This is a genomic window from Citrobacter sp. Ct235, from assembly GCF_030332305.1.
GTDB lineage: Bacteria > Pseudomonadota > Gammaproteobacteria > Enterobacterales > Enterobacteriaceae > Citrobacter_A > Citrobacter_A telavivensis.
Genome location: NZ_JAOWIC010000047.1, coordinates 282,878 through 293,939 on the forward strand (window position 1 = coordinate 282,878; position 11,062 = coordinate 293,939).

At 52.4% G+C, this 11,062-nt stretch carries 8 protein-coding genes; 6 read left to right on the top strand and 2 right to left on the bottom strand.

What is annotated here, in order from left to right; translation table 11 throughout:
- Window positions 1-568 precede the first annotated feature (568 nt).
- Both OGY35_RS14420 and cusR read right to left on the bottom strand, forming a co-directional pair.
- The gene (locus tag OGY35_RS14420; protein ID WP_286632622.1) at window positions 569-2,008 is read right to left on the bottom strand and encodes a Cu(+)/Ag(+) sensor histidine kinase; all 1,440 of its coding nucleotides are present in this window, start codon (window positions 2,006-2,008) and stop codon (window positions 569-571) included.
- Entirely contained in the window at window positions 1,998-2,681 is a 684-nt protein-coding gene (gene cusR / locus OGY35_RS14425) for a copper response regulator transcription factor CusR (protein WP_152405579.1), read from the bottom strand. The genes OGY35_RS14420 and cusR overlap by 11 nt, the downstream gene beginning before the upstream one ends.
- A gap of 170 nt (window positions 2,682-2,851) precedes the next feature.
- On the opposite strand from cusR, the gene OGY35_RS14430 reads away from it, so the two are divergent.
- The 6 genes from OGY35_RS14430 to OGY35_RS14455 all read left to right on the top strand — a co-directional run bounded on the left by OGY35_RS14430 (window position 2,852) and on the right by OGY35_RS14455 (window position 10,895).
- Window positions 2,852-4,234: an efflux transporter outer membrane subunit gene (locus tag OGY35_RS14430; RefSeq protein ID WP_286632623.1), complete on the top strand. Its 1,383-nt coding sequence runs from the start codon at window positions 2,852-2,854 to the stop codon at window positions 4,232-4,234.
- A 27-nt stretch (window positions 4,235-4,261) separates the two neighbouring features.
- Complete coding sequence (gene cusF, locus OGY35_RS14435) at window positions 4,262-4,606, top strand: cation efflux system protein CusF (protein WP_286632624.1); 345 nt, start codon at window positions 4,262-4,264, stop codon at window positions 4,604-4,606.
- 32 nt (window positions 4,607-4,638) lie between these two features.
- On the top strand, window positions 4,639-5,901 hold the full coding sequence (locus tag OGY35_RS14440; protein WP_286632625.1) for an efflux RND transporter periplasmic adaptor subunit: 1,263 nt from the start codon (window positions 4,639-4,641) through the stop codon (window positions 5,899-5,901).
- Window positions 5,902-5,912: 11 nt separating this feature from the next.
- Window positions 5,913-9,059 (top strand): CusA/CzcA family heavy metal efflux RND transporter, encoded by a 3,147-nt coding sequence (locus OGY35_RS14445; protein WP_286632626.1) that lies wholly within the window; start codon window positions 5,913-5,915, stop codon window positions 9,057-9,059.
- A 537-nt stretch (window positions 9,060-9,596) separates the two neighbouring features.
- Window positions 9,597-10,292 carry a flagellar brake protein gene (locus OGY35_RS14450; RefSeq protein WP_286632627.1) on the top strand — a complete coding sequence of 232 codons (696 nt, stop codon included), beginning with the start codon at window positions 9,597-9,599 and terminating at the stop codon, window positions 10,290-10,292.
- An 87-nt stretch (window positions 10,293-10,379) separates the two neighbouring features.
- Window positions 10,380-10,895, top strand: coding sequence for a helix-turn-helix transcriptional regulator (locus tag OGY35_RS14455; RefSeq protein ID WP_284554216.1), 516 nt, complete (start codon window positions 10,380-10,382; stop codon window positions 10,893-10,895).
- Window positions 10,896-11,062 lie beyond the last annotated feature (167 nt).

Below are 11,062 nucleotides of genomic sequence, written 5' to 3' on the forward strand. Positions count from 1 at the left end.
TGCATAATCTTTCACGTAATCTCCTGTTTGTATTTATCACTGTTAATATGTATTGCGACGGTACCATTCAGAGATTCATTACACAATAAAAAACAAACCTTGTTTTATTTTGGCTGTAATAATTAAAATTTCATCTATTTAAAAAATATCAACGCAATATTAACAATAATGAAAAAAGAGGGCTGAATAGTAAGCTCCTGATTGTTCATTGCAAGGCCTGAGATAATTTTTCCCAGGATGCTTAAGGACTATTAAAGGAGTAATTTTTCGGATTTTTTTTCTTTTTCAGTAAAAAATTTTGTGCAGTAGTTTGAAGTTTTGGCGATGAAGTACCGTCAGGGCAGGGGTTACCCGCTGGATACCGTGCAATTTCTTCTCGGGCAGAAGAGCGAAGAATGCCGATCAACCACGTTGCCACAGAGGCTGATTTGTAAAGGTCAGAATGTGATTTAAATGTAATAAAAATGTAGTGATGAAAAATGAGTCAAGATAAGCGGCTGTTTTTTTAGGATGAATCCTGGAGTTTACAGTGCTTAAGATGGGCGCAGCGGGAAGAGGTGCAGGCCAGTCAGACCTGCTCTTTCGGCAAACTCAGAATAAAACGGGTAACGCTGGCATCCGAGGTCACTGACACTTTTCCGTGGTGCGCTGTCACAATGGATTTCACGATGGCCAGGCCAATACCGCTGCCTTCTCCTTTGCGCTGGCGGGACGGATCGACGCGATAAAAGCGATCAAATAACCGTGGCAGATGTTCGGCGGGAATAGGCGTTCCCGGGTTTTCAATGATGATGTGCACCTGGTCGTCCGCCTCTTTCAGTCGGACGGTGATCGTCTGACCCGGCGGCGTGTAACGCATCGCGTTGGAGAGGAGGTTGCTTATCGCCCGGCGCAGCATACCGGGATCGCCGGAAACCAGGCACGGACTCCCTTCAAAATGCAGTCCGACCTCCCGCTCTTCCGCCAGCGCTTCAAAGAAGTCGAACACTTTACCGACTTCATCTGCCAGATTGAGCGCTTTTTTCTCCGGGATCAGTTGGTTGTTATCGGCCTGCGCCAGAAACAGCATATCGCTGACCATTTTCGCCATATGACTAAATTCTTCGAGGTTGGAATAGAGCACCTCTTCCAGTTCCTTCTGACTACGGGGCTGGCTGAGAACAATTTCCGTCTGCGTCACCAGGTTGGTGATAGGGGTTCGGATCTCATGGGCAATATCGGCAGAGAAATTGGACTGGCGGGTAAAAACGTCCTCAATACGCTCGATCATGTGATTAAAAGAGAGCACCAACCGTTCCAGTTCAATAGGGACCGATTGGGGATCCAGACGTACGTCGAGATCTTTCGAAGTGATGTTTTGAATTTGTCGACTGACGCTGCGGATCGGTTCGTGGCCTTTATAAACGGCAAACAGCACGATAAAAATGATCAACATGCTGATGATCGAGGCGGTCATGATCAGCTTGTTTTTCAGGTCGTTAATGTAATGCAGATGAAAATCGATCGACAGCGCCAGATACAGGGTATAGGCCGGTTTACCCTCAACCAGCGGCCCGACCGGCAGGCGGATCATGCGCCAGGTGGAATGCGTACCGTGGCCTGCCATCTGCATCGACGGACCATTAATTAAGTAAACATTGCCACCCGGAACAGTTTTATCCGGCGTGGCTTGGGTAAGAAACTGCCGGATATCCGGCACATGAGGGGAATGAAAGAGCGCCTGCTGGTTGGCATCTTCCAGCGAAATGATCACGTTTGAGTAACCGACCACGACGTTTTTCAGGATCTCCAGACGACGGGATTCCGGTTCGTCGGAAGGGCTGAGGATACGTTCAAGGGTGGCGCTAATTTCGGTTAAGTCGTTAATGTCCTGTTCGGCAAAATGCACTTTTACCGACTGGACCATTATCCAGGTAAAGGCAAAAAAGGAGGCAATGGTCGCGAGGCTGATAAAAAATGTCAGACGCGTCGCCAGCGAAAAAGGTCGGGAAAGTCGCTTACTGACCATCCGGCACCTCAAGCACATACCCCACGCCACGCACGGTCTGAATCAGCTTAGGTTCAAAGTCGTTATCAATCTTACCGCGCAGACGCTTCACGGCCACGTCAATGGCGTTGGTGTCGCTATCGAAATTCATGTCCCACACCTGAGAGGCAATCAGCGAGCGGGGCAACACCTCTCCCTGGTGGCGCAGAAAAAACTCCAGCAGGGTAAATTCTTTGCTGGTGAGCGTGATGCGCGTTCCGCTACGACTCACTTTGCGACTCACCAGGTCAACCGTCAGATCGGCCACCTGAAACTGGCTTTCGACAATCACCGCCGCTCCCCGGCGCAGCAGCGTTCTGACGCGCGCCAGCAGTTCGGCAAAAGCAAATGGCTTAACCAGATAATCATCTGCCCCTAACTCCAGTCCTTTCACCCGGTGTTCGATCGTGCCCAGCGCGGTAAGCAGCAGAATCGGCATACCTTTATTGGCGGTGCGCAGCATCCGGACGATGTCCCAGCCGTTGACGTCGGGCAGCATGATGTCAAGAATGAGCAGGTCGTATTCACCGGTCATCGCCAGGTGGTAACCATTCAGACCATTGTCGGCAAGATCGACAACAAAGCCTGCTTCCGTCAGCCCTTTGGTCAGGTATTCACCGGTCTTTTTCTCATCTTCGACAATCAAAATCTTCAACACGTCCTCCTTCACCACGCGAATGTCATGGGGCCCCTCAATTCTAGAGAAGCCAGATCGGATAGCAATCGCATTCTGGGAAAATGACAGCTTTGTCATTTTGCTGTCACGGGTTGAACAGAGAGCACCAGGTAAAGTTGCTGATATCAACCCACATGAAAATCAGGCTTATGCGTAATTTTAAGCTCCTCACGCTCTCGATGGCGTTACTGCTGGCAGGATGTTCACTCGCACCAGACTATCAGCGTCCGGCGCTCCCGGTGCCGCAACAGTTTTCTCTGAGTCAGAACCAACTGGTGGCGTCGCCAGCGGGTTATCAGGACAGCGGTTGGCGGCAGTTTTTCGTCGATCCGCAGGTGAAAACGTTGATTGATGAGGCGCTGCGCAGCAACCGTGATTTACGCATGGCGACGCTGAAAGTGCAGGAGGCGAGGGCGCAATATCGGGTGACCGATGCCGATCGCTATCCGCAACTGAACGCAGAAAGCAGCGGGAAATGGAGTGGAAAGCTCAAGGGCGACACCCGCAGTACGCGTGAATACGAGGCCGGGCTGAATCTGAGCTTTGATCTGGATTTCTTTGGTCGACTGAAAAACATGAGTGAAGCCGACCGACAGAACTTTTTTGCCAGCGAAGAGGCGCGCCGGGCGGTGCATATCCTGTTGGTGTCCAACGTGGCGCAGAGCTATTTCAATCAGCGTCTGGCCTTTGCACAGCTCCAGGTGGCGCAAGAAACGCTGAGTAACTACGAGCGCGCGTATGCGCTGGTGGAAAAACAGCTGGTCACCGGCAGTACTAACGTGCTGGCGCTGGAGCAGGCGCGCGGCGTGATCGAAAGTACCCGCAGTGACATCGCCAGGCGTCAGGGGGAACTGGCGCAGGCAAACAACGCGTTGCAGCTGTTGTTGGGGAGCTACGGCACGCTGCCGGACGATACGCGACACAACGTCGGCGATCTCAACGGCGTGACGTTACCGCCGTCGCTCTCATCACACATCCTGTTGCAGCGTCCGGACATTATGGAAGCCGAACATGCGCTGATGGCGGCGAATGCCAATATCGGCGCGGCGCGGGCGGCATTTTTTCCCTCCATTACGCTGACCAGCGGGATCTCCGGCAGCAGCAGCGATCTCTCTACGCTGTTTTCAGCGGCAGGCGGGATGTGGAATTTCATTCCGAAGGTGGAGTTACCCATCTTCAACGCCGGGCGTAATCAGGCCAACCTCGATGTGGCTGAAATCCGCCAGCAGCAGTCGGTGGTCAATTACGAGCAGAAGATCCAGAACGCCTTCAAAGAGGTTGCCGATGCGCTGGCGCTGCGCCAGAGCCTGGCCGATCAGATTCGCGGTCAGCAGCGTTACCTGTCTTCGCTACAAATCACCCTTCAGCGTGCCAGAGCGCTCTATCGCAACGGGGCGGTGAGCTATATCGACGTGCTGGACGCCGAACGTTCGCTCTTTGCGACGCAACAAACCCTGCTTGACCTTAATTACGCCCGGCAGGTTAACGAAATTACGCTCTATACCGCGCTTGGTGGCGGTTGGCTGGAATAACTCAAATGACATCATGGGAGATTAAAAATGAACACGGTATTTAAAGCAGTCGTATTCGCGATTTTCTCTACGCTGGCGATTAACGCCCAGGCCAATGAACATCATCACGGCGATATGATGAGCGCCATGCCTGCCGCTGAACAAAGCCCAGTGGTCAGCGCCACCGGCGTGGTGAAAAGCGTTGATATGGAAAGCAAAAAAGTCACCATTGAACATGGTCCCATTCCCGCGCTGAACTGGCCGGCAATGACCATGCGTTTTACCATCACGCCGCAAACGCAGCTCAACGATATAAAAGCGGGCGATAACGTGGCGTTTACGTTTATCCAGCAGGGCAATCTCTCTTTATTGCAGGATATTAAAAGCCAGTAATTTTCTCTTATTTTAACGTTGAGCATGACCTCATGAAAAATATCGCGCTAATTATCGGCAGCATGATGGCGGGCGGCATTATCGCCGTGGCCGGCTATATGTATTTCGCCGCCGCGCACCCGTCGGCGAATACACCACCTGCCGCGGAAAAAGAAGCCCGCAACGTGCTGTTCTGGTACGACCCGATGTACCCGAATACCCGCTTCGATAAACCCGGCAAATCGCCCTTTATGGATATGGATCTGGTACCGAAATATGCCGATGAAGAGTCTGCCAGCACCGCTGCGCCGGGAGTCCGGATCGATCCGACGCAAACGCAAAACCTCGGTGTGAAAACCGAGGCCGTGCGCCGGGGTCCTCTCACGTTTGCACAAACGTTCCCGGCCAACGTCAGCTTCAACGAGTATCAGTTTGTCATCATGCAGGCGCGGGCCGCCGGATTTATCGATAAAGTCTGGCCGCTGACCGTAGGCGATAAGGTGAAAAAAGGCGCGCCGCTGCTCGAGCTCACCATTCCTGACTGGGTGGAAGCGCAGAGTGAATATCTGCTGCTCAAAGAGACCGGCGGTACGGCAACCCAGGTTGAGGGGATTCTGGAGCGACTGCGTCTGGCCGGGATGCCGGATGCGGATATTCGGCGTCTGACCACAACACGCAAAATTCAGACCCGTTTTACCCTAACGGCACCCATTGACGGGGTGATTACCGCCTTTGATTTACGCGCCGGCATGAACATCGCCAAAGATAACGTAGTGGCGAAAATTCAGGGGATGGACCCGGTGTGGGTCACTGCCGCCGTGCCGGAATCCATCGCGTGGCTGATTAAGGACACGTCACCGTTTTCGCTGACCGTTCCGGCGCGTCCGGATAAGTCATTCACCGTCCGCAAGTGGACGCTGCTGCCCAGTGCTGATGCCACCACCCGAACGCTGCAACTGCGTCTGGAAGTAGAGAATCCTGACGAAGCGCTGAAACCGGGGATGAACGCCTGGCTCAATCTGCAAACGGCCAGCGAGCCGATGTTGCTGATCCCGTCTAAAGCGCTGATCGATACGGGCAGCGAACAGCGGGTGATCACGGTGGACGGTGAAGGCCGTTTTGTTCCGAAGACAGTCTCTGTCTTCCAGGCTTCGCAGGGGATGACGGCGATCCGTTCCGGGCTGGACGAAGGCGAGAAGGTGGTTGCCAGCGGCCTGTTCCTGATTGATTCAGAAGCCAACATCTCCGGTGCGTTGGATCGCATGCGCGCACAGCAGCCGTCGGCGACGCCCGTTCATGCGGCCCATGCGCACTGAGGAGAACGCAGATGATTGAATGGATTATTCGTCGCTCGGTTGCCAACCGCTTTCTGGTGATCATTGGCGCGCTCTTTCTCAGCGTCTGGGGCACCTGGACTATCGTCAATACGCCGGTGGATGCGCTGCCCGATCTGTCCGATGTGCAGGTGATCGTCAAAACCAGCTATCCGGGGCAGGCGCCGCAGATTGTCGAGAATCAGGTCACCTATCCGCTGACCACCACCATGTTGTCCGTGCCGGGCGCGAAGACGGTGCGCGGCTTCTCGCAGTTTGGCGACTCGTATGTCTATGTCATTTTTGAAGATGGCACCGATCCGTACTGGGCCCGTTCGCGCGTGCTGGAATATCTCAACCAGGTGCAGGGTAAGCTCCCGGCGGGCGTTAGCGCGGAAATGGGGCCGGACGCCACCGGCGTGGGCTGGATCTTCGAGTATGCGCTGGTCGATCGCAGCGGTAAGCACGACCTGGCAGAGCTGCGATCGCTGCAGGACTGGTTCCTGAAATATGAGTTGAAAACCATCCCCAACGTGTCGGAAGTGGCCTCTGTAGGCGGCGTGGTGAAAGAGTACCAGGTGGTGATCGACCCGATGAAACTCGCTCAGTATGGCATCAGCCTGTCGGAGGTGAAGGGTGCGCTGGATGCCTCTAACCAGGAGGCGGGCGGCTCGTCGGTGGAACTGTCGGAAGCGGAATACATGGTCCGCGCCAGCGGGTATCTACAAACGCTGGATGACTTTAATCATATCGTCCTGAAGTCAGGGGAAAACGGTGTGCCGGTGTATCTACGCGATGTGGCGAGAGTGCAAATTGGCCCGGAAATGCGCCGGGGGATCGCTGAACTCAACGGTGATGGCGAAGTGGCCGGCGGGGTGGTCATATTGCGTTCCGGTAAAAACGCGCGTGAGGTGATTTCGGCGGTCAAAAGTAAACTTGAGACGCTGAAAAGTAGCCTGCCGGAAGGCGTGGAAGTGGTGACCACCTACGATCGCAGTCAGTTGATTGACCGCGCCATCGACAACCTCAGCACTAAGCTGCTGGAAGAGTTTATCGTCGTGGCGCTGGTCTGCGCGCTGTTTCTCTGGCACGTGCGTTCCGCGCTGGTGGCGATCATCTCGCTACCGCTGGGGTTGTGCATCGCTTTTATCGTGATGCATTTCCAGGGGCTGAACGCCAACATTATGTCGCTTGGTGGGATCGCAATCGCAGTGGGGGCGATGGTGGATGCCGCCATTGTGATGATCGAAAACGCGCATAAACGACTGGAAGAGTGGGAACATCGGCATCCGGGCGAAACGCTTGATAACGAGACGCGCTGGAAGGTGATCACCAACGCCTCCGTGGAAGTTGGCCCGGCGCTGTTTATCAGTTTGCTGATCATCACGCTCTCTTTTATTCCCATCTTTACCCTTGAGGGGCAGGAAGGACGCCTGTTCGGTCCACTGGCGTTCACCAAAACGTATGCAATGGCGGGCGCGGCGTTTCTGGCGATCGTGGTGATCCCTATTCTGATGGGGCTGTGGATCCGCGGCAAAATTCCGGCGGAAAGCAGCAACCCGCTCAACCGTTTTTTGATCCGCATCTACCATCCGCTATTGCTGAAAGTGCTGCACTGGCCGAAAACCACGCTGCTGGTGGCGGTGCTCTCGATCCTGACGGTTGCCTGGCCGCTGAGTAAAGTGGGGGGCGAGTTCTTACCGCAGATTAACGAAGGCGACCTGCTGTACATGCCTTCCACGCTGCCGGGGATTTCGGCGGCAGAAGCGGCAAGTATGTTACAGAAAACCGACAGGCTTATCATGACCGTTCCGGAAGTTGCCAGAGTCTTTGGTAAAACCGGGAAAGCGGAGACCGCCACGGATTCGGCACCGCTGGAAATGGTGGAAACCACCATTCAGCTTAAGCCGCAGGATCAGTGGCGTCCGGGCATGACGATGGACAAAATCATTGAGGAACTGGACAAAACCGTCCGTCTGCCGGGGTTGGCAAACCTGTGGGTGCCGCCGATTCGTAACCGTATTGATATGCTCTCGACCGGGATTAAGAGTCCGATTGGGATTAAAGTCTCCGGTAACGTACTGGCCGATATTGATGCAATGGCCGAGCAGATTGAAGAGGTCGCCCGAACCGTCCCTGGCGTGACGTCCGCGCTGGCCGAGCGTCTGCAAGGCGGTCGCTATCTCAACATCGACATTAACCGTGAAAAGGCTGCCCGTTACGGCATGACGGTGGGGGACGTGCAGTTGTTTATTACCTCCGCCATCGGCGGGGCGATGGTGGGGGAGACCGTTGAGGGGATTGCCCGTTATCCCATCAATCTACGTTATCCGCAAAGCTACCGTGACAGCCCGCAGGCGCTGCGCCAGCTACCGATCCTGACGCCGATGAAGCAGCAAATTACGCTGGGAGATGTGGCCACAATCAACATCACGCCGGGACCCTCGATGTTGAAAACCGAGAATGCGCGGCCCACCGGCTGGATCTACATTGACGCGCGTGACAGGGATATGGTCTCCGTGGTCAACGACCTGAAAAAGGCGATTGCCGATAACGTCCAGTTGAAGCCCGGTACCAGCGTCGCGTTTTCTGGTCAGTTTGAGCTGCTGGAGCGGGCGAACCATAAGCTGAAGCTGATGGTGCCCATGACGCTGATGATCATCTTCGTCCTGTTGTATCTGGCGTTCCGCCGCGTCGGGGAAGCGCTGCTGATCATCACCAGCGTGCCGTTTGCGCTGGTGGGCGGGATCTGGTTCCTGTACTGGATGGGGTTCCATCTGTCGGTCGCGACAGGAACCGGGTTTATCGCGCTGGCGGGGGTGGCAGCGGAATTTGGCGTGGTAATGCTGATGTACCTGCGCCATGCCATTGAGGCCGATCCGGCGCTGGACAATCCGCAGACGTTTAGCGCAGAGAAACTGGATGAGGCGCTGTATCACGGCGCGGTGTTACGGGTACGGCCCAAAGCGATGACCGTGGCGGTGATCATTGCCGGTCTGCTGCCTATTTTATGGGGCACAGGGGCCGGTTCGGAAGTCATGAGCCGGATTGCTGCGCCCATGATCGGCGGCATGATCACGGCTCCGTTGCTGTCACTGTTTATTATCCCGGCAGCTTATAAGTTGATGTGGATGCATCGTCACCGCAAAATATCACATTAATACCTGCATTATCCGGCCTGTTGTAATCGAGCAGGCCGGATAAAATCACACCTTATGGTCTGTTTTTTATTCTATCCGACATATTCCGCAATACTGTAAGATGCTTTTTCTGATGATGACGTTTATCCCTTTCTGAATCCCCATCTATTATTTTCTTATTCCCCTGATATTTAATTTTACCGTTACCCCTCAGCAGGTTGTGCGTAAAAAACACAAACGTTCATCTTTTATTACGAAAGGTGTAAACCTCTATTTTATATTTCAGGATCGTGCTGTTCATCGCATTTCATTCATTTTTATTATCAAATTTTCGTTAAGTTAGTCCTCTTTTGCGCATAATGCGGGCCACTTTTACACTTCTCTGAATGTTTTTACATATCAATTAATCAGTAAAAATAGCTAAAAACTTAATATCATGCGAAATATCCGAAAGATAATCCCTTATGGTAATCAAAAACCATGAATCGGAGTCATTTTTAGCCATTTATCATTAAACATGAATGAGAAATACCTGAAATATAAAATAAGGATTTTACTATGGGGTTTGGGATGGCAAAGGACAATAAATTTGAGATCGTGGCCATTATTCGTGAAGAGCTTCTCAGAAAAACCAAGGTGGAACTGAAATTTAAAGATACCAGCGTGGTCACTCAATTAGAAAAGGTTGACTTCGACTACTTCGTGATTGCCAACAATAGCGAAATCCCACTCTCTCCCATTCAGTCTTTTATCTTGCACAGTAACAGCGGCATTATCAGGTTTAATGCCAGATTCAGTCAGTCACTGACCGATAAACTGGAGTGCGGGCTGGCGTATCGCATCCCGGAGGTGATCTTATTAGTTCAGCGCCGCCAGCACCAACGCTTCTCCTTTTTAAAAGGGTATCAATTTTACTGTTCTGGGCGCTATAAAAATGGTGAGAATTACTCGCTGCAGATTAAAAATATCTCTCGCGGCGGTTGTGCACTGATTGCACAAAAAGTGAATGCCCGCTTTCTTTATAAAAATGCGCTGATCAAAAGGGCATCCCTCGATTTTGAACAATTTGGTTGTCTGCATAGCGATCTCCGGGTTGTCAATGTCGTTACCATTAATGAATTTGATGAGAATAATCAGCTTTATTCCTGTCAGCAGATCTCCTGCAAATTCGAATTTAAACATCCCCGCGAAGCGTTGGATGTCGAGAAGGTCATTATTCATTTTTTGATGAGTAACAAATTGAAAAGTTTATAAGGGAGGGTGAACTTTATGTTGATGTGTGGAAATGAAGATTTCGTCGGCAGCAGTGTTTCAACGTATTTAAAGAGTAAAAATGCTGAGGTGACGAGTGTACCCTGGCAGGTGATGGTGGATTACTCCGCACGTTATCGCCATCGGCTGATGATTTTTAATATCATCAGCCACGAACAGTCTTACGCGGATTTTGTGAGTTATTTAAATAAGAGCCGTTTTAAACTCTACGATAATGCGGTGGTGGTGATTGCTGATAGCCGTCTGGCCGCGTTGTGCATTGAGTTGCTGTATGTCGAAAAGGCCATTGTGTTGACCGATAAATCACCACTGCGTGATTTTGGTCGACTGACAACCCTGACGGAGGAGTGCTGGAATCCCCGCGTATTCCGTTCGCAAAAACGACTCAGCGATCGTGAACAACAAATCCTCAGTTTGTTGGTGAGCGGGTATTCGCCAAACGAGATATCGGATCTGATCAGCGTGAGCTATAAAACGATACAGACCCATAAAATGAGGATCATTGTTAAGTTGGGTCTGGCCCATTCTACTGCACTGAATAAACAGATCGTCAGATTCAACCATCCGTTGTCTTTTTTATCCTGAGTTTGTTATCAGCCTGATGGCGCTTCGCTTATCAGGCCTACAGGTGTCACGAGTAACGTGTTGATATTCCAAAGCCTGTAGGCCGGGTAAGGCATAATCTACAGGTGCCATGAGTAACGTGTTGATGTTCCAAAGCCTGTAGGCCGGGTAAGGCATAATCCACAGGT

Coding starts and splice junctions, on each gene's coding strand:
- OGY35_RS14445 (WP_286632626.1), top strand. CDS start 5,913: ATGATTGAATGGATTATTCGTCGCTCGGTTGCCAACCGCTTTCTGGTG.
- OGY35_RS14430 (WP_286632623.1), top strand. CDS start 2,852: ATGCGTAATTTTAAGCTCCTCACGCTCTCGATGGCGTTACTGCTGGCA.
- cusF (WP_286632624.1), top strand. CDS start 4,262: ATGAACACGGTATTTAAAGCAGTCGTATTCGCGATTTTCTCTACGCTG.
- OGY35_RS14440 (WP_286632625.1), top strand. CDS start 4,639: ATGAAAAATATCGCGCTAATTATCGGCAGCATGATGGCGGGCGGCATT.
- OGY35_RS14450 (WP_286632627.1), top strand. CDS start 9,597: ATGGGGTTTGGGATGGCAAAGGACAATAAATTTGAGATCGTGGCCATT.
- OGY35_RS14420 (WP_286632622.1), bottom strand. CDS start 2,008: ATGGTCAGTAAGCGACTTTCCCGACCTTTTTCGCTGGCGACGCGTCTG.